Annotated in this window: 20 protein-coding genes; 13 read left to right on the plus strand and 7 right to left on the minus strand. The window is 69.8% G+C overall.

Translation table 11 applies throughout. The features are described 5' to 3' along the window. Positions 1–33: 33 nt before the first annotated feature. The gene (ppdK, locus tag AB0I59_RS11495) at positions 34–2670 is read right to left on the minus strand and encodes a pyruvate, phosphate dikinase (protein WP_358132163.1); all 2637 of its coding nucleotides are present in this window, start codon (positions 2668–2670) and stop codon (positions 34–36) included. A 386-nt stretch (positions 2671–3056) separates the two neighbouring features. Between ppdK and AB0I59_RS11500 the strand changes: the two genes are divergently transcribed. Together AB0I59_RS11500 and AB0I59_RS11505 are read left to right on the plus strand one after the other, a co-directional pair. Then, positions 3057–4553 (plus strand): alpha/beta hydrolase, encoded by a 1497-nt coding sequence (locus AB0I59_RS11500; protein WP_061259676.1) that lies wholly within the window; start codon positions 3057–3059, stop codon positions 4551–4553. Between the two features lie 116 nt (positions 4554–4669). Beyond that, positions 4670–7243: a DUF4132 domain-containing protein gene (locus AB0I59_RS11505; RefSeq protein WP_358132165.1), complete on the plus strand. Its 2574-nt coding sequence runs from the start codon at positions 4670–4672 to the stop codon at positions 7241–7243. Positions 7244–7360: 117 nt separating this feature from the next. Here the strand turns inward: AB0I59_RS11505 and AB0I59_RS11510 are convergent, their stop codons facing one another. Both AB0I59_RS11510 and AB0I59_RS11515 read right to left on the minus strand, forming a co-directional pair. Continuing rightward, positions 7361–8725, minus strand: coding sequence for a glycine--tRNA ligase (locus AB0I59_RS11510; RefSeq protein WP_435830946.1), 1365 nt, complete (start codon positions 8723–8725; stop codon positions 7361–7363). Between the two features lie 360 nt (positions 8726–9085). Then, on the minus strand, positions 9086–9397 hold the full coding sequence (locus AB0I59_RS11515; protein ID WP_061259716.1) for an antibiotic biosynthesis monooxygenase family protein: 312 nt from the start codon (positions 9395–9397) through the stop codon (positions 9086–9088). A gap of 71 nt (positions 9398–9468) precedes the next feature. On the opposite strand from AB0I59_RS11515, the gene AB0I59_RS11520 reads away from it, so the two are divergent. From AB0I59_RS11520 to AB0I59_RS11550, 7 genes are all read left to right on the plus strand, one after another. After that, positions 9469–9957 carry a DUF6703 family protein gene (locus tag AB0I59_RS11520; RefSeq protein WP_358132169.1) on the plus strand — a complete coding sequence of 163 codons (489 nt, stop codon included), beginning with the start codon at positions 9469–9471 and terminating at the stop codon, positions 9955–9957. A gap of 44 nt (positions 9958–10001) precedes the next feature. After that, positions 10002–10934 carry a metal ABC transporter solute-binding protein, Zn/Mn family gene (locus AB0I59_RS11525; RefSeq protein ID WP_358132480.1) on the plus strand — a complete coding sequence of 311 codons (933 nt, stop codon included), beginning with the start codon at positions 10002–10004 and terminating at the stop codon, positions 10932–10934. 21 nt (positions 10935–10955) lie between these two features. Beyond that, positions 10956–11783 carry a metal ABC transporter ATP-binding protein gene (locus tag AB0I59_RS11530; protein WP_061259679.1) on the plus strand — a complete coding sequence of 276 codons (828 nt, stop codon included), beginning with the start codon at positions 10956–10958 and terminating at the stop codon, positions 11781–11783. Then, the gene (locus tag AB0I59_RS11535; RefSeq protein ID WP_358132171.1) at positions 11780–12613 is read left to right on the plus strand and encodes a metal ABC transporter permease; all 834 of its coding nucleotides are present in this window, start codon (positions 11780–11782) and stop codon (positions 12611–12613) included. The genes AB0I59_RS11530 and AB0I59_RS11535 overlap by 4 nt, the downstream gene beginning before the upstream one ends. Further along, positions 12610–12999 (plus strand): Fur family transcriptional regulator, encoded by a 390-nt coding sequence (locus tag AB0I59_RS11540; RefSeq protein WP_228639814.1) that lies wholly within the window; start codon positions 12610–12612, stop codon positions 12997–12999. Before AB0I59_RS11535 ends, AB0I59_RS11540 begins: the two co-directional genes overlap by 4 nt. Before the next feature lie 83 nt (positions 13000–13082). Continuing rightward, complete coding sequence (locus tag AB0I59_RS11545) at positions 13083–13631, plus strand: CGNR zinc finger domain-containing protein (protein ID WP_358132173.1); 549 nt, start codon at positions 13083–13085, stop codon at positions 13629–13631. Between the two features lie 249 nt (positions 13632–13880). Then, on the plus strand, positions 13881–16538 hold the full coding sequence (locus tag AB0I59_RS11550) for a transthyretin-like family protein (protein ID WP_358132175.1): 2658 nt from the start codon (positions 13881–13883) through the stop codon (positions 16536–16538). A gap of 207 nt (positions 16539–16745) precedes the next feature. Here AB0I59_RS11550 and AB0I59_RS11555 read toward each other — a convergent pair whose 3' ends face one another. Together AB0I59_RS11555 and recO are read right to left on the minus strand one after the other, a co-directional pair. Next, complete coding sequence (locus AB0I59_RS11555; protein ID WP_061259718.1) at positions 16746–17516, minus strand: isoprenyl transferase; 771 nt, start codon at positions 17514–17516, stop codon at positions 16746–16748. A gap of 31 nt (positions 17517–17547) precedes the next feature. Next, the gene (recO, locus tag AB0I59_RS11560) at positions 17548–18342 is read right to left on the minus strand and encodes a DNA repair protein RecO (protein ID WP_082777422.1); all 795 of its coding nucleotides are present in this window, start codon (positions 18340–18342) and stop codon (positions 17548–17550) included. A 232-nt stretch (positions 18343–18574) separates the two neighbouring features. Here recO and AB0I59_RS11565 point away from each other — a divergent pair, with 232 nt between their 5' ends. Beyond that, positions 18575–20164: a CDP-alcohol phosphatidyltransferase family protein gene (locus AB0I59_RS11565; RefSeq protein ID WP_358132178.1), complete on the plus strand. Its 1590-nt coding sequence runs from the start codon at positions 18575–18577 to the stop codon at positions 20162–20164. Beyond that, on the plus strand, positions 20161–20868 hold the full coding sequence (locus AB0I59_RS11570; protein ID WP_358132180.1) for a DUF5941 domain-containing protein: 708 nt from the start codon (positions 20161–20163) through the stop codon (positions 20866–20868). The genes AB0I59_RS11565 and AB0I59_RS11570 overlap by 4 nt, the downstream gene beginning before the upstream one ends. Positions 20869–21040: 172 nt before the next feature. Here AB0I59_RS11570 and AB0I59_RS11575 read toward each other — a convergent pair whose 3' ends face one another. Beyond that, on the minus strand, positions 21041–21526 hold the full coding sequence (locus tag AB0I59_RS11575; RefSeq protein WP_358132181.1) for an ATP-binding protein: 486 nt from the start codon (positions 21524–21526) through the stop codon (positions 21041–21043). 285 nt (positions 21527–21811) lie between these two features. On the opposite strand from AB0I59_RS11575, the gene AB0I59_RS11580 reads away from it, so the two are divergent. Next, entirely contained in the window at positions 21812–22705 is an 894-nt protein-coding gene (locus tag AB0I59_RS11580) for a Sco1979 family transcriptional regulator (RefSeq protein ID WP_494410548.1), read from the plus strand. Positions 22706–22720: 15 nt separating this feature from the next. Here AB0I59_RS11580 and AB0I59_RS11585 read toward each other — a convergent pair whose 3' ends face one another. Then, positions 22721–23632, minus strand: a complete 912-nt coding sequence (locus tag AB0I59_RS11585) for a LysR substrate-binding domain-containing protein (protein ID WP_061259686.1) — start codon at positions 23630–23632, stop codon at positions 22721–22723. A 355-nt stretch (positions 23633–23987) separates the two neighbouring features. Here AB0I59_RS11585 and AB0I59_RS11590 point away from each other — a divergent pair, with 355 nt between their 5' ends. Continuing rightward, positions 23988–24428: an Lrp/AsnC family transcriptional regulator gene (locus AB0I59_RS11590; RefSeq protein WP_061259687.1), complete on the plus strand. Its 441-nt coding sequence runs from the start codon at positions 23988–23990 to the stop codon at positions 24426–24428. Positions 24429–24526: the final 98 nt, after the last annotated feature.

The raw sequence follows: 24526 nt of genomic DNA on the forward strand, positions 1-24526 counted from the left end.
CTCCGGCGACTGCCAAACCGGTCCGGTCGCGCGTCAGCGGGTGTCGGATCCGTCGGAGGTGAGGGCGGCGCGGCCCGCTTCGAGACGGGCGACCGCGACGCGGAACGGCGAGCACGAGACGTAGTCGAGGCCGATCTCGTGACAGAAGTGCACGGAGTCGGGGTCGCCTCCGTGCTCGCCACAGATACCGATCTTGAGGTCGGGGCGGGTGCGCCTGCCCTCCTCCACGCCGATCCGCATCAGGCGGCCGACCCCGTCCCTGTCGATCGACTCGAACGGCGAGACGCCGAAGATGCCGAGGTCCAGGTACTTGCCGAAGAACGCGCTCTCCACGTCGTCCCGCGAGAAGGCCCAGGTCATCTGGGTCAGGTCGTTGGTACCGAAGGAGAAGAACTGGGCCGCCTCGGCGATCTGCCCGGCGGTCAGCGCCGCCCGCGGCACCTCGATCATCGTGCCGATCAGCGCGTCCACGCCCACCTCGGCGAGGATGCGCAGCGCCTCCTCGCGCACGCTCTCCAGCTCCTGGACCGCGCCGACCAGCGGGATCATGATCTCGGCCCTGGGGTTCGCGCTCTCCTTGGCCGCCTCGGCGATCGCGCGTACCTGCATGGCGAACAGGCCGGGGATGACCAGGCCGAGCCGTACACCGCGCAGGCCCAGCATCGGGTTCTGCTCGTGCAGCCGCTTCACGGCGTCGAGCAGCCTGCGGTCCTTGTCCTCCGCCGCGTCACCGGCCAGCGCGACCTTGACGGCCAGCTCGGTGTAGTCGGGGAGGAACTCGTGCAGCGGCGGGTCGATGAGCCGGATCGTGACCGGCAGGCCGTCCATCGCCGCGAAGATCCCGGCGAAGTCGGCCTTCTGCAGCGGTTCGAGCGCGTCGAGCGCCGCCTGCCGCTCCTCGTCCGAGGAGGCCAGGATCAGGTCCTCGACGAGCTTGCGCCGGTCCCCGAGGAACATGTGCTCGGTACGGCACAGGCCGATGCCCTCGGCGCCGAACGCACGGGCGCGGGCGGCGTCCTCCGGCGTGTCCGCGTTGGCCCGTACGGCGAGGCGCCGTACGGAGTCGGCGTGCCGCATGATCCGGTCCACGGCGGCGACCAGCTCGTCCTCGATCGGGCCGCCCTCGAAGTACTCCATCACGGGCGAGGCCACGACGGGCACCTCGCCGAGGTAGACGGCGCCGTTGCTGCCGTCGATCGAGATCACGTCGCCCTCGTTGACGACGATCCCGCCGGGCGCGGTGAAGCATCCGGCACGGGTGTCCACGGCGAGCTCCTCGGCGCCGCACACGCAGGTCTTGCCCATGCCGCGGGCGACCACCGCGGCGTGTGAGGTCTTGCCGCCGCGCGAGGTGAGCACGCCCTGGGCGGCGATCATGCCGGCGAGGTCGTCCGGGTTGGTCTCCCGCCGGACGAGGATGACGGCCTCGCCCCGCGCCGCCAGCTCGACGGCCCTTGCCGAGGTGAACACGGCCTTGCCGACGGCCGCGCCGGGAGAGGCGTTCATGCCCTTGGTCAGCCGGGTGTTGTCGGCGGCGGCGGAGAAGCGGGGGAACATGAGCTGCGCGAGCTGGTCGCCGGACACGCGGGTGACGGCCTCGTCGAGGTCGATCAGGCCCTCATCCACGAGCTGGGTGGCGATGCAGAACGCCGCGCCGGCCGTGCGCTTGCCGACCCGGGTCTGCAGCATCCACAGCTTGCCGCGCTCGATCGTGAACTCGATGTCACACAGGTCGCGGTAGTGGTTCTCGAGCGTGCCCATGATGTCGAGCAGTTCGCGGTAGGAGTCGGGGTCGATCCGCTCCAGGTCCTGCAGCGGCACGGTGTTGCGGATGCCGGCCACCACATCCTCGCCCTGGGCGTTCTGCAGGTAGTCGCCGTACACGCCCTGGTGTCCGGAGCCGGGGTCGCGGGTGAAGGCGACGCCGGTGCCCGAGTCCATCCCGATGTTGCCGAAGACCATCGCGACGACGTTGACGGCCGTGCCGAGGTCGGCCGGGATGCGCTCCTGCCGCCGGTAGAGCACGGCGCGCGGCGCGTTCCACGAGTCGAAGACGGCCCTGATCGCCAGCTCCATCTGCTCGCGCGGGTCGGCGGGGAAGTCGCGGCCCTTCTCCGCCCGGACGATGCCCTTGTACGTCTCGACGAGGCGCTGGAGGTCGGTCGCGTCGAGGTCGGTGTCCTGGCGGGAGCCCTTCAGCTCGTCGAGCGCGTGCTCGAACAGCTCGCCCTCGATGCCCAGCACGGTCTTGCCGAACATCTGGATGAGCCGGCGGTAGGAGTCCCACGCGAAGCGCTCGTTGCCCGCCTGCTTGGCCAGGCCGAGGACGGAGACGTCGTTGAGGCCGATGTTCAGGACGGTCTCCATCATGCCCGGCATGGAGAACTTGGCTCCCGACCTGACGCTGACGAGCAGCGGGTCCGCGGCGTCGCCGAGACGCTTGCCCATCGTCGTCTCCAGCGCGTCGAGGTGGGCGGCGATCTCGGCGGCCAAGCCGTCCGGCACGTCGCCGCCCGCGAGGTAGTGCCGGCAGGCGTCAGTGGTGATCGTGAAGCCGGGGGGTACCGGGAGACCAAGATTGGTCATTTCCGCAAGATTGGCGCCCTTTCCACCGAGCAGATCCTTGAGATCCTTGTTGCCCTCGGTGAAGTCATAAACAAACTTGCGCACGCGAGCTCCTTCGGCGACTTCAATTACACGGGTTCGTCCGCATTCGCACTGTACCGACCAACAACACGACGAAACATCACCCGTCAAGAGATAACGTGTTTACGCAGGTAGATGGGCACATGGAGGTCTAATCCACTCCACGTCACATTAAAAATGATCGATTTTCTCAGATCATCAAGGAGTGGTATAAACCAATTCCACACGACATTGGAGATCGTTCATCCGGCGTTAATTGGTGTAGACCATTACCCTTTCCGATGCCGTACGCCTTTCGCGGGACGGGACACGGTGTCGAACACGGGAGGCCGGGTAACGCGAACATCGGGGCGAGGGCGCCTAGGATTGATCCAACCCTCCGAACATGACCTGTAGCGGAGGGTGTTCGCATGTCACCAAAGTTCTGGCATATCGCCATCTCGGGGATCGTGGCACTCGCCGCGACGGGCTGCGGCTCGGACAGGACGCAGATCACACCCTCACGGGTGGACGGCGTCTCCAGCATCGATCCGTCGCCGCAGTCCCTGAACTGGGGGCCGTGCGAGGGCGTGCCCGCCTCCGCGGGCTTCCAGTGCGCGACCCTGAAGGTGCCGCTCGACTACGCGAAGCCGGGCGGTGAGACGCTCGGGATCGCGCTCGTACGGCGCCCCGCCACCGACAAGCAGAACCGGGTCGGCTCGCTCGTCTTCAACTTCGGCGGACCCGGCGGCTCCGGCGTGTCCACACTGCTGGACGCCGCGGGCGCCTTCTCCACCCTGAACAGGCGCTACGACCTGGTCAGCTTCGACCCGCGCGGCGTGGACCGCAGCAGCGGGATCAGGTGCCTGGACAGCGCGGAGCTGGAGAGGTACCTCGCCAGGGAACCCAGCGGGGACACCGTCGAGGAGACCCACCTGCTCAAGGGCTTCGCCAAGGCCTGCGAGCAGAACGCCGGCCCGATCCTGCCGTACGTCGGCACGCTGAACGCGGCACGCGACCTTGAGACCATGCGCGCCGCGCTCGGCGACCCGAAGCTCAACTACCTGGGCTTCTCCTACGGGACGCACCTGGGCGCCCTCTACGCGACGCTGCATCCCAAGGAGACGGGCCGCATGGTGCTCGACTCCGCGCTCGACCCGTCGGTGGGCATGCTGGACACGGCCCGCACCCAGATCAGGGGCTTCCAGAAGGCGTACGGGAACTACCTCACCGCCTGCGTGGGGCAGGCGAGCGGCTGCCCGCTAGGCAAGACCACCACGGCGGCGAACGCGGCAGTGCTCAAGCTCATCGACCGCCTGGAGGCGCACCCCGGCAAGGCCGGCGGGCGTGAGGTCACCTCGACCGTCGCGAGGACCGCCATCGCGCAGGCGCTCTACAGCCAGATGGCCTGGCCGCTGCTCACCGAGGCGCTGCACCAGGGCATGAAGGGCGACCTGAGCGGCCTGCTGGCCCTGGCCGACCAGTACGGCGGGCGCCAGCCGGACGGCTCGTACTCGACCCTGCAGATGTCGCTGCCCGCCATCCTGTGCGCGGACACCACGGCCCGGCCGAGCATCGCGGAGGCCGAGAAGGCGGCCCGCGACCTCAAGAAGGAGTCGCCGATCTTCGCCATCACCGCGGCGAGCTCGGGCATCTGCAGCGTGTGGCCCGTCCCGGGAGAGGACAGCAACAGGCACATCGACGCCTCCGGCGCCAACCCGATCGTGGTCGTCGGCGTGACCCACGACCCCGCGACGCCGTACCAGTGGGCGCCGAGGCTGACCGAGCAGCTGCGCAGCGCCGTGCTGCTCACGCTCAAGGGCGAGGGACACGGCGCCTACGGACAGAACAACCCGTGCATCGACAAGGCGGTCAACTCCTACCTGCTGGACGGAAAGGTCCCGCCGAAGGGCCTGGTCTGCGGCTGACCCGGCCCGGCTCCGGCCGGAAAGACGGCCGAAAGACGGCAGGGAAGACAGCAGGAGAGACGGCCAGGAAGACGGCGGGGAAGAAGTGTCGCTCGGCCTCGCTACTGTGCGCGGTCATGATGACTGTGGATCACGGCGATGGGGCGACGGCAGACGATCGATGCGGAGGGGGGCACCTCACGATCGCCGGGGAGCCGGCCGGTGAGGTCGCCCTCGTTGACGCCGGTTCCACCGCCGGGGAGCCGACGTCCGACCGAAAGCGTTACGAGGAGCGTGTCGCCGCGGTGACCGCCCTGGTGGAGGCGGGCCGGATCGCGGAGCTGGCCGACGAGCTGGTCCGTCTCGAACGCGATCAGCTGGGCTACGACTTCTGGGGTTACGGCCGCCTCGGCGAGGTCGTCTATCGCACGCTCAAGGAGATGCCGGCTCCCTCCCGGGTGGAGCTGGCGACCCGCCTGCTGTCCCGCCCGGACCAGGAAGCCGAGCTGGTCGACGGCATGGTCGTGATCATCACCGACGAGGTCTCGGACTCGTGGACTCCGGAGGCCGCCGGGCTGCTCCTCGCGCGGGCGGCGCATCGTGAGGTCTACTGCCATGGGCGGCTCACATGGATCGTGAAGTGCTGGCTCGATGCCGGCAACGACCTCGCACCCGAGGTGCTCGCGACCCTTCGCCGTACGGCCGTCGCGGGCTGGCGGTTCGAGACGACGCTGCCCTCCCTCGTCGCACAGCACGAGTTCCCGCTCCTCAACGTGGGTGAGCCATGGGCCGACCGGATCCTCGCCGAAGACCTGGACGAGCACTGGACCGCGCTGCTCAGGCACGCTCTGACAGCGTCGAGTTCGAAGCCGTCGGCCCGATGGGAGCGCACGGGCCGAGCCCTCCTGGACCGGATCGGGCCCGAGACCGCACGGGTGAGGATCACCGACTGGCTCACCCTGGTCGGGCGGCCCCGGCCGATGATCGCCGACAACAGCGGCGTCCACTGGGTCGACCCCTACAACGCCTCCGCGTTGCGCGGGCTCATCTGGCTGCTGGGGTTCCTGCCCGCGCGGCCCGACACCACGCGGTTCCTCGGCGGTCTCGTCGAGACGGCTCTGCTCAAGATGCCCGGCGTCGGACCGCGCCACCCGGCGACCGCCACATCCGCGATCGCCGCGCTGTCGCGCCTGGACGGCACGGACGCGCTGGGACAACTCGCCCGGCTGGCCATGAAGGTCACCCACAAGCCCACGCTGAAGGTGCTCAACCGCACCCTCGACGCGAAGGCCAAGGCACTCGGCCTGTCACGGGCGGAGGTGGAGGAACTCGCCGTGCCGTCCTACGGGCTCACCGAGGTCGGCCGTCGCGTGGAGATCGTCGGGGACGCGACCGCCGAACTGACCGTGACGGGAGGCAAGGCCGTTCTGAGCTGGCGCAACGCAAAAGGCACGATGGTCAAGGCGCCGCCCGCGAGCGTCCGGCGGGAACATCCCGAGAAGCTCGCCGAACTCAGGGGCGCGGTCAAGGACATCACCAAGATGCTCTCCGCCCAGGCGGAACGCCTGGATCACATGTTCCTCGCCCAGCGTGTCTGGCCGTACGAGACCTGGCGGGAGCGTTATCTGGACCACCCGCTGGTCGGCGCCCTGGCCCGGCGGCTGATCTGGCTGGTCGACGACGTCCCGTACGGCTACGCCGACGGCAGTCTGCGCGGCGTGACCGACACCCAGGCCCATCCGGCGGCGGGCGCGACGGTTCGACTCTGGCATCCGATCGGCCGTGACGTGACCGAGGTTCTGGCCTGGCGGAGCTGGCTGGAACGGCACCGGATCACCCAGCCGTTCAAGCAGGCGCACCGGGAGGTCTACCTGCTCACCGCGGCCGAGGAGACCACCGGCGACTACTCCAACCGCTTCGCCGCGCACGTGCTGCGCCAGCACCAGTTCCACGCCCTGGCCACCGCCCGTGGCTGGAGCAACGAACTGCGTATGGCCGTCGACGGCGACTTCCCGCCCGCCATCCGCGAGTTGCCCGGCTGGGGGATGCGCGCGGAGTTCTGGACCGACGTCGACTTCGACGACGCCGAGTTCGCCGACTCAGGCGCCTATCTGCGGGTCCGCACGGACCAGGTGCGGTTCTATCCGCCGCACGCCCAGCAGAATCACGGCGGGTACGCCGCCTGGCTGTACAGCGACCCCGGCCGGGTCGGGCCGCTGCGGCTCGACCAGGTCCCCCCATTGGTGTTCAGCGAGGTCATGCGCGACATCGACCTCTTCGTCGGCGTCGCCAGCGTGGGCAACGATCCGACCTGGCAGGACGGCGGACCTGACGGGAGGTTCCACGGCTACTGGACCTCCTACGGCTTCGGCGAGCTGTCCGTCACCGCGCGGACCCGCCATGACGTGCTCTCCCGGCTCCTGCCGCGCCTGGCCGTCGCCGACCGCTGCTCCCTCGACGACCGGTTCCTGCATGTCCGGGGTGAGCTACGCACCTACAAGATCCACCTCGGGTCGGGAAACATCCTGATGAGCCCCAACGACCAGTACCTGTGCATCGTCCCCAAGCAGGAACCCGGACCCGGCACCGGTGAGGTGTTCCTGCCGTTCGAGGGCGACGGCGTGCTTTCGGTCATCCTCAGCAAGGCGATGATGCTGGCCAGGGACACCACGATCACCGACCCGACCATCACCGGCCAGATCCGTCCTTGAACCGGGTCTCTCCGTACAGCGGGCGGCAGCCGTACCGGGCTTGAAGGGGCAGGAGAAACGGGAGAGCACCCGCCGGCCGGGCCGGCGGGTGCTCTCCCTCGTGCGGCGGGTCGCCGCTCAGTCGTTGAGGTGCGTGCGGAGGTAGGACTCGACCTGGTCGAGCGCGACGCGCTGCTGCGCCATGGTGTCGCGCTCGCGGATGGTCACCGCGTTGTCCTCAAGGGTGTCGAAGTCAACCGTGATCGCGAACGGCGTGCCGATCTCGTCCTGGCGGCGGTAGCGGCGGCCGATCGCGCCCGCGTCGTCGAAGTCGACGTTCCAGCGGCGGCGCAGCTGGGCCGCGAGGTCGCGGGCCTTCGGCGACAGGTCGGCGTTGCGGGACAGCGGCAGCACCGCGACCTTGACCGGGGCGAGCCGGTGGTCGAGGCGCATGACGGTGCGCTCCTCCATGACGCCCTTGGCGTTGGGCGCCTCGTCGACGGTGTACGCGTCGAGCAGGAAGGTCAACGTCGCCCGGTCCACACCGGCCGCGGGCTCGATGACGTACGGCACGTACCGCTCGCCGGACTCCTGCTCGAAGAACGACAGGTCGGTGCCGGACGCCTTGCCGTGCGCGGTGAGATCGAAGTCGGTGCGGTTGGCGATGCCCTCCAGCTCACCCCACTCCGAGCCGGTGAAGTTGAAGCGGTACTCGATGTCGACCGTGCGCTTGGAGTAGTGGGACAGCTTCTCCTTCGGGTGCTCGTAGAGCCGGAGGTTGTCCTTGTTGATGCCCAGATCGACGTACCAGCGCAGGCGCTCGTCGATCCAGTACTGGTGCCACTCCTCGTCGGTGCCGGGCTTGACGAAGAACTCCATCTCCATCTGCTCGAACTCGCGGGTCCTGAAGATGAAGTTGCCCGGGGTGATCTCGTTACGGAACGACTTGCCGACCTGGCCGATGCCGAAGGGGATCTTCCTGCGCGCCGACTGCTGCACGTTCAGGTAGTTGATGAAGATGCCCTGCGCGGTCTCCGGCCGGAGGTAGGCCAGGCCGGACTCGTCCTCCACCGGGCCGAGGAACGTCTTGAGCAGGCCGCTGAACTGCTTCGGCGCGGTGAAGGCGCCCTTGTTGCCGCAGTTGGGGCAGGTGATGTCGGCCAGGCCGCCCGCGGGCTCCTTGCCGTGCTTCTCCTCGTACGCCTCGAGGAGGTGGTCGGCGCGGTAGCGCTTGTGGCAGGACTGGCACTCGGTCAGCGGGTCGCTGAAGGTCTCGACGTGGCCGCTGGCCTGCCACACCTCGGGAGCGAGGATGACGCAGGAGTCCAGGCCGACGACGTCGTCGCGGCCCTGCACGACGGTCTTCCACCACTCGCGCTTGACGTTGTTCTTCAGCTCGACACCGAGCGGGCCGTAGTCCCACGACGCCCGCAGGCCTCCGTAGATCTCGCTCGACGGGTAGACGAGCCCGCGGCGCTTGGCGAGGCTGACGATCGTTTCCATGACGTCGGTACGACGTGCCATTGGTGAGAACTCCATCCGGCTGGGTGTCGGGTTGGGATCGTGCGCGCACGCGCGGGGCCGCGGCCAACGGGCTGCCCGCCGTCTCGGGCGGATTTCGCGCCCGCTACCTGCTCGATCTCATCCAAGCTTAGGGGAATCCCGGCGTCGCCCGCTCATATCTCCTCCTCGCCTGGCGGCTCGGAGTCGCATTCGCGAAGCGCGCTGTGCCTATTGATTCACTCGCTCCGCTCGTTCATGTCTCCTCCTCGCCCGGCGGCTCGGAGTCCGGTCGTGTCGAAGACGCGCGATCTGGCACCGCGCGAAGCGCGCTGTGCCTATTGATTCACTCGCTCCGCTCGTTCATGTCTGATCCGGTACGCGTGCCGAGTCCACACGCGCGTCCCCGATCAGCTCGAACGCGCTGGGCTCGTTGATCATCAAAGTCATCAGCGGGTACATCGCCATCCGGGCCGCGCCGAGCGCCCGGCGGTAGAACCCGGCGCCCTCCCACTCGCTGACCAGGGCCCACAGGTCCGGCTCGTCGACCGACCTGCCGATCTGCCCGCGCAGGTATCCGGGCTGTACGGCGAGCACGTCGAGGATGTCCCGGGCCTGCGAGGCGAAGTCGTCCGCCTGCGCGGCGGGCACCGAGTAACGGATCAGGGCCAGCATGCGGCCCAGCATGCCACGCCCCGGACAGTGAGCAGGTGCGCCGGGGTGGTCCGCGTGACTAGGCTCGACACGTGGCAGGTGACACAGGACAGGGCAAGGGGCCCGGCGGGCCGAGTGGGGCCAGGGTTCCGGCACATCCCCTGGCCAGGAAGCCGGCCGGTGACGCGGCCCAGAACTCGGGGGCACGGAACTCGGCGCGGAATCCCGCACGGAGTCCGTTGCGCAAGGGCGCGAAGCGCCCGCTCCCGCCGGGTGAGCAGTTCTTCACCCCGGGCGCGACCGGGCTGCGGCGTGCGGTGGAGCGCAGGAGCGCGACCGTGCTCGTGTTCCTCTTCCATCTCCCCCGCTGGGTGATCCCGGTCGTCATGGTCGCGCTGATGCTGACCGGCGTCGTGGTGACGGACTGGCGGGGCGGGCTGGCCGTGCTGCCGGTGCTGGCGTTCGTGTTGTGGCTGGCCTACATGTCCTGGCCGTCCCTCCGCGCCGGCGGACGCCTGCTGCGGGTGGCGCTGGTCACGTTCCTCGTCCTACTGGCCGCGACCCGCTTCGGGCTGTTCTGACGGTTTTGACAACCGTTTTCATTTTGCCCGATAATTGTCGCGTGATGTCCCGTACGCGCTCCCTCATCCTCACCGGCGCCCTCCTGACCGCGACGACCGCCGTCACCGCCTGCGGCGCGGGTAACGCCGCCACCGGTGACGGCAAGCCCGCCGTGATGGCCGCCTTCTACCCCCTCCAGTGGATCTCGCAGCAGGTGGGCGGTGCGGACGTCTCCGTCACCGGGCTCACCAAGCCGGGCACCGAGCCGCACGACCTGGAGCTGACCGCCCGCCAGGTCGCGGACATCCAGGACTCGACGCTGGTCGTCTACATCAAGGGCGTCCAGCCGGCGGTCGACGAGGCGGTGGACGGGCACGCGTCCGACAGCGCGTTCGACGCCGCCACCGCGATCTCCACCCTCCCCGCGACGGGGGCCGACGAGGGACACAGGGAACAGGGGCACGGTGACGACCACGCCGACGTCTCCTACGATCCGCACATCTGGCTCGACCCGAGCCGTTTCGCCACCGTCGCCACCCGGCTCGGCGACCAACTCGCCAAGGCCGACCCCGCCCACGCCGCCGCGTACAAGCAGCGCGCCGCCACCACGGCCGCCGCGCTGACCACCCTGGACGGCGAGTACCGCAAGGGCCTGGCGACGTGCACCGGCCGTGCGATCGTGACCAGTCACGCCGCCTTCGGCTATCTGGCGAACCGCTACGGCCTCGAGCAGATCTCCGTCAGCGGCATCGACCCGGAGACCGAGCCCTCTCCCACGCGCCTCGCCGAGGTGGCGAATGTCGCCAAGCAGAAGAATGTGACTACCATTTTCACCGAGGAGCTCGTCAGCCCGAAGGTGGCCGAGATCCTCGCCAAGGAGGTCGGCGCCAAGACGGCCGTGCTCAATCCGATCGAGAGCGCGCCCGGCGACGGAGACTATCTCTCCGCGGCACGCCGCAATCTCGAAACGCTGAGGACCGCGCTTGGGTGCTCCTGATCCTGGAAGGGTGATCACGCCATGACTGCCGCGTTCACGATGACCGGCGGCGAGGTCACCCTCGACGGGCGGCCCATCCTGCGCGGCGTCGACCTGTCCGTCGAGGACGGGGAATTCGTCGTCGTGCTCGGCGCCAACGGCTCCGGCAAGTCCACGCTCGTCCGCGCCCTGCTCGGGCTCGTCCCTCTGTCCGGCGGCTCCGTCCTGCTGTACGGCAGGCCGCCCGCGAGGTTCCGCGACTGGCGGCGGGTCGGATACGTACCGCAGCGGCTGTCCGTGGGCGGCGGGGTGCCCGCCACGGTCCGCGAGGTGGTGTCCTCGGGCCGGATCGCCCGGCAGAGCCGCTTCCGGCGGACCAGCGCCGCCGACCGGCAGGCCGTGGCCGACGCCCTCGACGCCGTGGGCCTCGCGGACCGGGGCGCGGACCCCGTGAACGCGCTCTCCGGAGGGCAGCAGCAGCGGGTGCTCATCGCCCGCGCGCTGGCCGGCGAGCCTGACGTCTTCGTGATGGACGAGCCCACGGCGGGCGTCGACGCCGACAGCCAGCGACTGCTGGCCGGCACCCTCGCCGAGCTGAGGGAACGCGGCAAGACGGTCATCCTGGTCGCGCACGAGCTCGGCCCGCTCGAACCGCTGATCACCCGCGCGATCGTCCTCCGGGACGGCCGCGTCGCGCACGACGGCGCGCCTCCGGTCTCCACCATGGCCGGGGTCGGCGCGGGCGCGGCTCCCGGTCACGAGCACGTCCATCCCCACGCCCACGCGCACACCGGCCCGCTGAGCGGCTGGCCGGACGTCATCGGATCACGGTCCTCGGTCGGCGAGGCCAGGGCGGCGGGCGAGGCATGAGCGGCATCTTCGAGTACGACTTCATGATCCTGGGGCTGATCGCGGCCGTGTTCGTCGGCCTCGCCGCCCCCGTCGTCGGCACGTTCATCGTCCAGCGCCGCCTCGCGCTGCTCGGCGACGGCATCGGGCACGTGGCGCTGACCGGCGTCGCGCTGGGGTTCCTGACCGGCGCCGCGCCCGTGCTCACCGCCGTCATCGTGGCCACCCTGGGCGCCGTCGCCATCGAGGTGGTGCGGGCCCGCGGCCGGACCAGCGGCGACGTGGCCCTGGCGCTGCTGTTCTACGGCGGCATCGCGGGCGGCGTCCTGCTCATCTACCTGGCGCCGGGAAAGAGCAACTCCACGCTGACGTCCTACCTGTTCGGCTCGATCGCGACCGTGGCCGCCGAGGACGTGTGGGTGATCGGCATCCTGGCCGTGGCCGTGCTCGCCGTCGTCGCGATCTTCGGGCGCGAACTGTTCGTGCTCTGCCAGGACGAGGAGGTCGCCCGGGCGAGCGGCCTTCCGGTGCGTTTCCTCAGCCTGCTGATCGCGGTGACCGCGGCACTTACGGTCGTCATCGCCATGCGCGTGGTGGGGTTGCTCCTGGTCAGCGCACTGATGGTCGTCCCCGTGGCGACCAGCCAGCAGATCATGCGCAGCTTCCGCGGCACCATGGCCCTCGCCATGGCGCTCGGCGTGGTCGCCACCGTCGGCGGCCTCACCTCGGCGTTCTACATCAACGTGCCTCCGGGATCGGCGATCGTGCTGATCGCGCTCGCCGGATTTGTGCTGTCCCTCGGGATAGGTAGATTCATACGGCGAAGCCGTACCTGGGAGCCCACACCATGAGCAAGAGCAGCGACGCCGTTCACGAGACCCTCCGGCATTGCGAGGGCTTCCGGAGCGCCCAGGACATCTTCACGAAGATGCGGGCGGACGGCGCCAAGATCGGCCTGACCACCGTCTACCGGGCGCTCCAGTCGCTCTCTGACGACGGCCGGGTGGACATGCTGCGCACCGACGAGGGCGAGTCGGTCTACCGGGCCTGCGAGAGCGACGTCCACCACCACCATCTCGTGTGCCGCCGCTGCGGGCGCACCGTGGAGGTGGCCGGGCCCGACGTCGAGCGCTGGGCCGAGGCCGTCGGCGCCGAGTACGGCTTCACCGAGGTCACCCACACCGTCGAGGTCTTCGGCACCTGCTCCGCCTGCACGGCCGCCGCCGGGAGCCGCTGACCGGTTTATGACGATCCATTCGCTCGGCCGCCCCCTGGCGCCCTCCGCGAGGTACGCTGCCCCCGCCGACGTAGGGAGATGCCGTGCCCTTCAGCCATGACATGGTCCACTCGCTGGCCACCGTGGTCGATCTGATCAACACCTCGCCCGCCGCGGGCACCGGAGAGGGCCTGGAGAGCGTCGAGGACCTGCGCGCGTTCGTCCGGCGGCATGTGATCAGCGGTGTGGAGGACCTGGGCGCCGACGACCTCTCCGACGTGCGGGCGCTGCGTGACGCCTTCCACGAGGTCTTCGTCGCACCCGACCGCGACACTGCGGTCTCTTTGCTGAACACCATGCTCGGCCGTACGCGGATCACCCCCAGCCTCGCCGAGCACGACGGCTTCTCGCTGCACGTCCACTACTTCGCCCCCGGAGCGTCGCTGGCCGAGCATCTGGCCGCCGACTGCGGGGTCGCGCTCGCCCATGTGCTGGTCGAGGACGAGCGGGAACGGCTGCGCACCTGCGCCGCCCCCGACTGCTCCCACGTGTTCGTGGACGAGTCGCGCAACCGCTCCCGGGTCTACTGCGACAGCCGTACCTGCGGCAACCGGATGCACGTCGCGGCCTACCGCGCCCGCCGCCGCGCGTAGTCCGGGCGTATTCCGGGCGTCGTTCGGCGCGGCGATCGTCACGTCGTTCGGTGCGTCGTTCGGTGCGTACTCGGTGACACGGCGTCCGCCGCGAAACGGGTCCGGCGGATCCGGTCGCGGTCCTGGTTCCCGGTTGCCCTAGGACAACCGGGACAGTCTCCCCAATCGAGCACCAAACGACTCCGAGAGAACTTCAAGTGCACGACGTCACCCTGTCGGACGACCTTTCCGTTCCATCAGGGAGCCACGTTGCTTACCAGAAGACTGGCGGCGGTAACCGCCGTCACCCTCGTCTGTTTAGTTGGGGCGGCCACCGGAGCCGGTGCCGCCGCCCCCACCGATCCCTCAACCGCACAGGCACCGGAGAAGAAGCTGCCGGACCCGATGCCCGCGCAGTTGCTCCGAGTGCCCGAGAACCGCGGACCGCTGGAAGACCAGACCAAGGGGCGTGCGACACCGCCACGACGCCGAACCGCCAAACCGTGCACGCTCAAACCGTCCGAGAAGCATGAATGGGCCAGTTGCCTGGCGATCAAGGCCACCGTGGACCGGGCTCCCCGGGTCGGGGAGGAGACGACGCTCACGGTCGAGGTGAAGGCCGAGAAGGACCTCGAGAACATCCGGGTCGAGGTGGACCTTCCGGCCGCGCTGACCTGGCGTGCGACCCCGGACGGGATGACCACCGAAGCCGGACACGGCGCGTTGACGACCACGCTCAAGGCGGGCCGGACCACGACCTACAAGGCGAAGATCACCGCCGATGCGGCCGGACCCGTGGAGATCGTCGCCCGCGCGGTCGGAGACACTCGCAAGAAGACGCCCGGCGACAAGGCCGCGAAACCCGACGACACTCCTCCGGCTTCCGACCCGGCTTCCGACCGGGCTTCCGACCCGGCTACCGACCCGGCTACCGACCGCGGGAAGGCGGAATCCGGCGGCGCCTCTGCCGCCTCCGACGTCGTGGCGCTCACCGTGGGCGGAGACGACACCGCCGCGCGGCTCGGCGTCGCCGTACGGAACGAATTCGGGGTGGCGAAGGCCGATCCCGGCGTGCGGGTCGAGGTGCCCGCGCTGGAGCCCGCGCAGGAGAAGAAGGCGGCTCTCGCGCGGGAGCGGGCCCGGGAAAGGAAGGCGGCTCCCGACGGGAAACCCGAGCCGACGGTTCCCGACGGCGATCAGGCTCCGGCGGCCGCCAGTGGGAAACCGGCCCTGACGGCCGGCCCGGGCCAGGCGTGCGCGACCGGCCGCTGGGTGTACGTCGACGAGAAGGGCGTCACCCGGCCCTCGCGCATGTTCGGGGTGGAGATCTGGGACGCCGACACCGGCTCGGAGGACGACCTGCTCGCCACCGGCCTGACCGACAGCCAGGGCAACTACTGGGTCTGCTTCGGCACCGCCGACGCCGACGAGCCCGGCGACACGGTCGACGTGTGGGTCAGGTTCACCTCCGCCAACGACCTGGCGCGGGTGAGCTCCAACGACCGGCCGGGCGGCTATGCCTTCCCCTTCAAGGCGGGGAAGGCGGACAACGTCCAAGACGGCACCAAGGTCGACTTCGGCACCCTCCAGCCGGCCGGCGACTTCGACATGCGCGTACCGCGCGCCTTCGAGGCGGCCATGGCCGTCTGGTACCGCCTCCCCACACTGTGCTGGGACGCCGACGACGCCGTCTGCCGCCAGGTCACGCTCTACTGGTATCCCGGCTCGCAGTACACCTACTACTCGCCGTCCAGCGACAGCGTCTACCTGTCGTCTCTCGCCCCCGACGTCCCGTTCGTCGTGGCGCACGAGGTCGGACACGCCCTGATGGACGACGTCTACGAGGATCGCTATCCCGCCACGCCCGGCTGCGATCCGCACGATCCCAACACGAGAAGCTCGGCCGGCTGCGCCTGGGTCGAAGGGTGGGCCGACTGGCTCGCGGCCACCGTGGTCGGCGAACCGGTGTTCCGCTCGGAGATCCCGTATGTGACGCCGTTCGATCTGGAGGACCAGCCCACGTGGGGTCTCACCGACCAGTGGGGCGACGAGGTCGAGGCCCGGGTGGCAGGCGCCCTCATCGACATCACCGACGACCACGCCGACGGCTTCGACACCTACGGCGAGGCACCGTTCGGAAACGTGTGGGCCACCTTCAACCGGCACGTGCCGAACACCTTCCGGGAGTTCTGGGACCACCGGAAGGCCGACGGATTCGACGTCTCAGAGGGCGGCGCGCTGGCCTCCCTCTACCAGAACACCATCGACTACGGCTACCGGCCCAGGCTGGCCGACTACACGCCGCTCCCGGGCGCGGCCTCGACCACGAGGACCTTCCGGTACGACACGACGACGCCCTACTGGTCGGCCGTCGCGGTCCTTTCGACCAACAACGCTGACCACGACCTGCGGCTCTACGACGACGAGGGCCTGACCGCCCCGCTGGCGTACAGCTACTACGGACCGGGCACCATCGACTTCGTCGTCGTCGACGGGAACCAGCGTCCGGCGGGCGACTACTACCCCCAGGTCACCCGCTACAGCGGTGACGAAAGGTTCATCATCATGCTGGCCCAGGGGAAGAACATCCTGGAGCCCGGCGAGTCCACGACCACGCTGACCGACAGGTGGCGCCCGATCGAGATACGGGACACCTGGCTCCAGGAGGGGGAGACCGCCACCTTCACCTTCACCCCCGGGTGGAGCCGGGACCGTCCGTACTGGGGACAGGCGGAGCTCCTCGTTTTCGGTTCCGGCTCCGATCCGGGCACCTGGGTGCAACCGCGCTCCAACGCGCTGGCGTACGCGTACGTCGGGGACGGCCAGGACGGGAAGCTCACCTTCACCGCGCGGCAGGCGGGGTGGTACGGCCTCGTGGCCGTGCTCAAGAGCGGCGCGGGGGGATACGCCACGATCTCCAGGTCCTGAGCCACGTGAGCGGTCGCCACATCGAGCGGCCGAGGGCATGGGAGTCGAGGCGACGGCGACCCGGTCCCGCATCATGACCATGACGCCGTGGACAGCACGGCCACCACGGGATCTTCTGGGACTCCGCGAGCCCGGGAACGACCGCGGGGTGGCCGTGCTCATGCGACCACGAGGTCTCACCGGATCGCCGAGCGGCGGCGAGGCCGGTCAGACCTGGTTGGGAACGGCTCCGCCGTACCTTCTGTCGCGCTTGGCGTACATCTCGCAGGCCTGCCAGAGGTCGCGGCGGTCGAAGTCGGGCCAGAGCTGGTTGAGGAAGACCATCTCGGCGTACGCGGCCTGCCAGATGAGGAAGTTGGAGGTGCGCTGCTCCCCCGAGGAGCGGACGAACAGGTCCACGTCCGGGATCTCGGGCTCGTCGAGATAGCGGGCGAAGGATTTCTCCGACACCTTGTCCGGCTTGACCCGGCCGGCCGCGATGTCCCGCGCGAGCTTGACCGCCGCGTCCACGATCTCGGCACGGCCGCCGTAGTTGACGCAGAACTGCAGCGTCATGGTCGTGTTGTTCCTGGTCATCTCCTCGGCGTCCTGGAGCTCGGAGATGACGCTCTTCCACAGCCGCCCGGGACGACCGGCCCACCGGACCCGGACCCCCATCGCGTGGAGCTGGTCGCGCCGGCGGCGGATCACGTCGCGGTTGAAGCCCATGAGGAAGCGCACCTCGTCGGGCGAGCGCTTCCAGTTCTCCGTGGAGAACGCGTACGCCGACAGGTAGGGGATGCCGAGCTCGATCGCGCCCTCGATGACGTCGAAGAGCGACGCCTCACCCATCTTGTGACCCTCGGTCCTGGGCAGGCCACGCGCCTTGGCCCAGCGGCCGTTGCCGTCCATGACGATCGCGACGTGGCGCGGCACGAGGTCGCGCGGGATCGGGGGCGGGGTCGCGCCCGAGGGATGCGGAGTCGGAGGACGAACCATGACCACGAGCGTATTCCGTGCGGCGGGGTCCTCAGGCGCGGAAGATGTGAGAGTTCTGTGCGGGTTCCGCCCCGAAGACCCGGACGGGTGGCTGCCCCGCGTCCCTCTCGACGTGGCGCAACGAGCGGATGCCGTGCTCCAGGTGCCACTGGAGGTAGGCCGCCACGAGGCCGCTGCATTCGGTGCGGTGCCGCGGCTCCGACGCGTCCGCCATGGGCCAGTCTCCGCGCAGCAACGCGATCATCAAAGCGATCGTCTCCGCCGCGGGCACCGCCGCCCCGGAGGGCCGGCAGCCGCCGCACACGACTCCGCCCGCCACGATCGCGAACGCGCGTACGGCCTCGGCGCCGCAGCGGGCGCACTCGGACAGGGCGGGGGCGTATCCGGCCACCGCGAGCGAGCGCAGGAAGTAGGCGTCGAGGACCAGCCGGGCCTCGTGCTCGCCCTCGACGAGGGTGCGCAACCCCCCGACCAGCAGCAGGAACTGGCGCAGGGCCGGCTCCTTCTCCCCCATGGTCAGCCGGTCGGCGGTCTCCAGCATGGCGGTCCCGGCGGTGTAGCGCGGGTAGTCGCTGACGAGCGCCTCGCCGTACGGGCGGATGGTCTCGACCTGGGTGATCATGTCAAGCGACCTGCCGACGTGCAGCTGCAGGTCGACGTGGGTGAACGGCTCCAGCCGGGCGCCGAACCGCGAGGTGGTCTTGCGCACGCCCTTCGCGACGCCGCGCACCTTTCCTGTGCGCTTGGTGAGGATCGTGATGATGCGATCGGCCTCGCCCAGCTTCTGGGTGCGCAGCACGACGCCCTCGTCACGGTACAGACTCACTGGGCCATCGTATGACCTCCCGCTGACTCCTCCCTGAGATCACAAACGGTGAAATTTCGGTAATGATGCGGACTCGGCGCTGACCGCACATCGCCGTCAAGCTGGACATTCCGGAACGGTCCCGCGACCCTGGATGCACCGACTTGACCGAAAGGTCACTAAGCTTTGCCCCCTGGCGGACTTCCCCGCGCCTCCCATAAAGGCCCTGCCCCCCGCTGTTTGAAAGGGTGCCATGACCCTCGTGGTCCTGCTGGGCTCGTCGCCCGGCCCGATCGGTTCTCAGCCGCCAGGATCCGGCGGCCGGCCCGTCCTGCCGACGGACCTGAAGCTGACGTCACTCCCCGGAGCCCCCACGGCGTACGGCAGACTGCTGGGGCAGGCGACCTCGCTCGGCTCGCAGCCGATCACGATCGCCCGGCCGGGCGACGCGGCCGCCTACCGCGAGCAGGGCGGCCGGGTCGTCGAGAGCGCCGGCGTCGCGGAAGATCTGTGGGCGCTCGCCGACGCGGTCGAGCACACGACCGACAACGTGTTCATCATGCCCGCGAACTCGCTCATCCACGATGAGCTGATCTACCAGATCACGAAGGCCAAGCGGGCCGCGATCGCGCTGATCCTGCGCGAGGAGCGCGACGAGAACGCGCCCGAGCCGCCGCCCATCGAGGAGGCGGAGCCCGAGATCGGGCGGCAGGTCCTTGAGGGTCTGCCGCAGCGCACCCGCGCCGGCCGGGGCCGCGTCATCTCGGTGGGCACGTCGTACCACGCCGTCACCCGCCCGAACGCGGCGCTGCTCGGACCGATCCACCTCCACCAGCGGCACGCCGCGGTGCTCGCCGAGGTCGCCCGCGAGCTGGCCGGCATGGCGCACCTGTTCGGTCCCGAGGACGACGTCACCGAGCTGCTCGTCCTCGGCCTGGTCCGGCGTGGCGTGTCGATCGGTGTCCGGGGTCGCCGCGACCTGTTCTACCGCCGCCTCCACACGCCGCAGGACACGGCCGAGGCCGAGAGGGAGTTCGCCGGATTCGACGAGGACCGGGCCCGCCTCGACAACGCGGTGAAGGGCGCGGACGGCTTCTTCACCACGTTCTTCGTCAGCACGTACTCCCGGTTCATCGCGCGGTGGGCGGCCCGCCGGGGGCTCACGCCGAACCAGATCACGCTCATCTCGATCTTCTTCGGCCTCCTGTCGGCGGGAGCGTTCGCCACCGGCACGCGGGCCGGGTGGATCGCGGGCGGCGTGCTCATCTACTTCGCGTTCGTCTTCGACTGCGTCGACGGGCAGGTGGCCAGGTACGCCAGGAAGTTCGGCGTGCTCGGCGCCTGGCTGGACGCCACGTTCGACCGGTTCAAGGAGTACGCCGTCTTCGTCGGACTGGCGGTCGGCGCCACCGTCTCCGGCCAGTTCGGCGACGGCGAGGGAGTGTGGACACTCGCCCTCACCGCGATCGGGCTCCAGTCCGTCAAGCACCTCCTGGACTTCTCGTTCGGCGCGGCCAACCGGCGCAGGGCTCCCGTTCCGCTCCCGACACTGGACCTGCACGTCGCCGACGACCGCCCGCTGCGCACGGCCCTGGAGGAACGCAGGAACAGCCGCAACACCGGCGTACGCGGCCTGCTCAAGCTCTGGACCAAGGCCGGGAAGTTCCGTCCCATGCACTGGGCCCGCAAGATGATCGTGTTCCCGATCGGCGAGCGCTTCGCCGCGATCGCGATCACCGCGGCCTTCTTCGACCCCCGCGTCACCTTCCTCACGCTGGTGATCTGGGGCGGCGTCGCGGCCACCTACACCCTCACCGGACGCATCCTGAGGTCACTCGCATGATCACCCAGCCACAGGTCACCCCCACCCCCGACCCGGACGAGGAGCGGCGCCGCATCCAGACGGAGCGGCTGCTCGCCTACCGCGACGACGGCCCGCTCGTCGCCGTGCTCAAGGGCCGTCTCGGCCGGGGCCTGCCGCCCGTTCCCGCCGTACTCGCCGCACTGCTCGCGATCATCGCGCTCGCCGTGACCGGCTCGCTCAAGGACGGCCCGATCCTGATCGTCCCCGCGCTGGTGCTGGTCGCGCTGGTCGTCCCCAGCGCGCCGCGTGACCACCTCGGACGGCTCGACTGGCTGACGCCGCCGCTGCTGCGCGCCGCGGAGTTCCTCACGATCATCCTGCTCGGGCTCGCCGCCGGCACGCCCAAGTGGCTGCTCTTCGTGCTCCTCTACGTGATCGGCTATCACACGTACGACACGGTGTACCGGACGCGGCAGAGCATCTGGCCGCCCGCCTGGATCTTCAAGGCCGGCCTCGGCTGGGAGGTCCGCCTGCTCATCCTCGGCGTGGGCGCGGCCGCCGACCAGCTCACCCTGGTGGCGTCGATCCTCACGGCCTACCTGCTCGTGCTGTTCTCGGTCGAGAGCGTGGTGAGCTGGGTCCGCCTGGACAAGGCGTCCGCGCAGGCCAACGCCGACCAGGACCTGGAGCAGTCCCCGGAGGACGCCGCCGAGCAGGTCACCGGCGACGCCGAGCACGGCTGATCCCCGCGGCTCCGCCCGCACGCCTTACCGACGGCCCCGCGCGATCAACCGATCACGCGGGGCCGCGGACTGTCCGGAGCCGGCGGCCGGCTCCGGTGATCACTAGCGCGGCGGCCATCATGGTGGCACGCCCCATCAGGTACGGCGATGCCGGACCCGGTGGGCGGCGTTGTCAGGCGGGGTGGTCGAGGACGGCCCAGACGATCTTTCCGCTGCCCCTGATCAGGATCCAGCCCCAGGTGAGGCTCACGGCCTCGACCAGGTAGAGGCCCCTGCCGGTCTCCGCGAACTCGTCGTTCTGCGGGCCCCGCTGCGGCGCCCGCTCACTGGGGTCGCGCACCGCGCAGAGCACGTGGACGCCCTGGCTGAGCAGCCGCAGCTGGATGGGCGCCTCCAGGCCGGTGGAGAGCCCGTGGCGCAGGGCGTTCGTCACCAGTTCGGACACGACGAGCTGGGCGTCGTCGATCAGGCCCGGCAGGCCCCACCCGCCCAGCGTGTGCGCGGTGAAGTCGCGGGCGACGGAGGCGGACGCGGTCTCGCCCTGGAGCGCACAGGTAGCGAGCGGCGGAGAGGCCGGATCCGGGCTGTCAGGACCGAACGCCGGCGTTGCCCACGAAGGTGCGGCGCCGGCTCTCCTGCCTGCCAGATCTGCGGTCATCGGATCCCTACGCGAGTCGGGTGTCACATGAGTGCGCTGCCGCCGTCTATCGTTCCCTGCACCTTAAGAAGGCAAGCGCGCCCCCACTCGCAAATGTACGAACTTAGAGATGTTCGGCGTTGATTTGCCGTAACCATGGCGTTGTCCGTCCGGAACCGCGATCCTCTACTCGTCACTCTGACGCAATGGGACACTGGTTGACTGTGGTCGGAAGTCGACCGCCGTAGGAACCGCTGTAGAAACACCGTAGGAATCCGTCAGCGCAATGGAGTCCATGTGAAATCGCTGCAGGTCGCCCACGCCGATCCCCGATTAACGGGGCGCCCGCGAGGCGGGCCGACCGTCCTGCGCATGTTGCTCGGCGCCCAGCTCCGCAAGCTCCGGCGGGCGAAGAGCATCACCCCGGAGGAGGCGGGACACGCCATCCGGGCCTCGCACGCCAAGATCAGCCGCCTGGAGCTCGGCCGGGTCAGCTTCAAGGAACGCGACGTCGCCGACCTGCTCACGCTGTACGGCCTGACCGATCCGGACGAGCGGGCCACGCTCCTGGACCTCGCCAGGCAGGCCAACGCCCCCGGATGGTGGCACAAGTTCAACGACGTCCTGCCGCACTGGTTCGAGGTCTACGTCGGCCTGGAGGAGGCCGCCTCGGTCATCCGGACCTACGAGCTCCAGTTCGTGCCGGGGCTGCTGCAGAGCCCCGACTACGCGCGGGCGGTCATCCTGCTCGGCAACGCCGGCGCCCCCGAGGACGACATCTCCCGGCGGATCGACCTGCGGATGCGCCGCCAGGAGCGGCTGACCGGCCCGGACGCGGTCCGGCTGTGGGCCGTGGTGGACGAGGCGGCACTGCGCCGTCCCATCGGCGGCGCCGAGGTGATGCGAGGCCAGATCGAGCACCTGATCGAGGCCACCCGCAACCCCAACGTGACGTTGCAGGTCGTCCCGTTCGACCGGGGCGGGCACTCCGCCGCCGGCGGGCCGTTCACGATCCTCCGCTTCGAGGAGTCCGAGCTGCCCGACGTCGTCTACCTCGAACAGCTCACCAGCGCGCTCTACCTGGACAAACCCGAGGAGACCGACGCGTACATGCAGGTGATGAACACGCTGTGCGTGGAGGCACGCCCGGCGTCCAGCACGCGGGCCTACCTGGAGGCGATCCTCGCCGACATCGGGTGATCCCGGCCGGGAGGGTCAGGAGACGCTCGCGAAGAACTCCTCGCAGGTCTCGGTGAACGCGGTGGCGCGGGCGGTCAGCCGCACACCGCGCATCGAGGCCAGGACGATGTCGAGGAGCGGGACCTCATCGCTGATCGGCCGGGCGACGACGTATCCGCCGTCGTACGTCTGGTCGGTCGCGGCCCGCTGGTTGAGTATGGAGTAGCCGTGGCCTCCGGCGACCAGCGCCCGCACCGTCTCGTAGCTGGAGCTGCGGAACCGCACGCGCGGCTCGACCGGGTGCAGCGCGCGGAAGTAGTCGCGGCTGTGTGGCAGGTCGAGCAGGATCATCGGCTCGGTGGCCAGCTCGACGAGCGAGACCGCCTCCGCCTCCGCCATGGCGTGACCGGACGGCAACAGGACGTACGGCCTGACCCGGGTGAGGACCCGGACGTCGAGGTCGAGTGCCAGGTCGATGGCGTAGAGCAGGGCCACCTCGCAGCGGCCGTCCACGAGCGCGCGCTGGACGGCCGAGACCTCCCCCTCCGAGAGGGTGACCCGCACGCCAGGGTGGCGGTCGGCGAACCGGCGGAGCAGCCGGGGCAGGTAGAACGGCGAGAGCGTGGTGAAGCAGCCCACCGCGAGTTCGCCGGTCAGCGAGCCCGCGAGGCCGCGAGCCGACTCGGCGAGCGCGGCCGCGTGGGAGAGGAAGTCCCTCGCCTCGACGAGGAAGCGCTCCCCGGCGCGGGTGAGCGAGAGACCCCTGGCATGGTGCCGGATGAGCAGCTGGACGCCGAGCTCCCGCTCGACCTGCGCGATGGCCGCCGAGATCGCCGACTGCGCCACCATCAGCTCCCGGCTGGCCGCGGTCATGCTTCCCAACTCGGCCGCGGTCACGAAGTAACGCAGCTGGACGAGAGTGAAATTGACGTCCGCCACGTCACCCATTGTGACCTCCTGACCGTAGGTCGCTCGCAGAAATCACTTCAAGGCTGCGTCGCGGTTCCGGCTGGATTCTGCAGGTTTCAGGCGTTCTCGCTCTGGAAGACCCGTACGCCGACGGCCACGCCGGCAAGGGCGATCACCAGCGACACCGCGGTTTCCCAGAGAACGGGAGCCGAGCCGTCGAACCGGTGAACAGACCGCGAACGGCCTCGACAACATACCGGAAAGGCGTGAGCCTGGACAGGACGTCCCGCCGGCCTCTCCACCCTCTTCCAGGCTGTGCGCGGAGTGCGGGACCGTCCGGCGGTCCATGGCGCCGATCACCGGTTCCGGCCCGGCACACGATATACAGGTCCGCGTGAAGTTGGACGGATTGGATCGCGCCATCATCGGTGTCCTCGTGGAGGACGCTCGGGCGACATATGCCGAAATCGGAGCCCACGTCGGCCTGTCCGCCCCGGCGGTCAAGCGGCGGGTCGACCGGCTTCTCGCCAGCGGCGCGATCACCGGGTTCAGCGCGCGGGTCGAACCGTCGGCCCTCGGCTGGACCACCGAGGCGTACGTCGAGCTCTTCTGCCGGGGCAAGACCTCCCCCGCGGAGATCGGCGTGGCGATCGCGCGGCACCCCGAGGTGGTGTCGGCCTGCACGGTGACCGGCGAGGCCGACGCGCTCCTGCACATCCGCGCCACCGACGTGCGGGACGTGGAGCGGGTGATCGAGCGCATCGCCGCCGAACCGTTCGTGGTCCGCACCAAGAGCTCGATCGTGCTGTCCCGGCTGATCGACGAGAAACCCTGACGGGCGGCCGGACGGCGACCGGCGGCCGATTAACGGATCGCCACAAAAACAGGGAATAACGCAACCGATCCACGCCAGGGCGCAATGGCGCGGCATTG

Source organism: Microtetraspora glauca (assembly GCF_040656155.1).
GTDB classification, from domain to species: Bacteria; Actinomycetota; Actinomycetes; order Streptosporangiales; family Streptosporangiaceae; genus Microtetraspora; species Microtetraspora glauca.

Bases quoted from the DNA above. Each gene is read 5' to 3' on its own strand.
- AB0I59_RS11510 (WP_435830946.1), bottom strand. From the start codon at position 8,725: ATGGAAACGATCGTCAGCCTCGCCAAGCGCCGCGGGCTCGTCTACCCG.
- AB0I59_RS11570 (WP_358132180.1), top strand. From the start codon at position 20,161: ATGATCACCCAGCCACAGGTCACCCCCACCCCCGACCCGGACGAGGAG.
- AB0I59_RS11515 (WP_061259716.1), bottom strand. From the start codon at position 9,397: ATGCTGGCCCTGATCCGTTACTCGGTGCCCGCCGCGCAGGCGGACGAC.
- AB0I59_RS11585 (WP_061259686.1), bottom strand. From the start codon at position 23,632: ATGGGTGACGTGGCGGACGTCAATTTCACTCTCGTCCAGCTGCGTTAC.
- AB0I59_RS11555 (WP_061259718.1), bottom strand. From the start codon at position 17,516: ATGGTTCGTCCTCCGACTCCGCATCCCTCGGGCGCGACCCCGCCCCCG.
- AB0I59_RS11525 (WP_358132480.1), top strand. From the start codon at position 10,002: ATGTCCCGTACGCGCTCCCTCATCCTCACCGGCGCCCTCCTGACCGCG.
- AB0I59_RS11535 (WP_358132171.1), top strand. From the start codon at position 11,780: ATGAGCGGCATCTTCGAGTACGACTTCATGATCCTGGGGCTGATCGCG.
- AB0I59_RS11505 (WP_358132165.1), top strand. From the start codon at position 4,670: ATGATGACTGTGGATCACGGCGATGGGGCGACGGCAGACGATCGATGC.
- AB0I59_RS11530 (WP_061259679.1), top strand. From the start codon at position 10,956: ATGACTGCCGCGTTCACGATGACCGGCGGCGAGGTCACCCTCGACGGG.
- AB0I59_RS11565 (WP_358132178.1), top strand. From the start codon at position 18,575: ATGACCCTCGTGGTCCTGCTGGGCTCGTCGCCCGGCCCGATCGGTTCT.
- AB0I59_RS11540 (WP_228639814.1), top strand. From the start codon at position 12,610: ATGAGCAAGAGCAGCGACGCCGTTCACGAGACCCTCCGGCATTGCGAG.
- AB0I59_RS11575 (WP_358132181.1), bottom strand. From the start codon at position 21,526: ATGACCGCAGATCTGGCAGGCAGGAGAGCCGGCGCCGCACCTTCGTGG.
- AB0I59_RS11500 (WP_061259676.1), top strand. From the start codon at position 3,057: ATGTCACCAAAGTTCTGGCATATCGCCATCTCGGGGATCGTGGCACTC.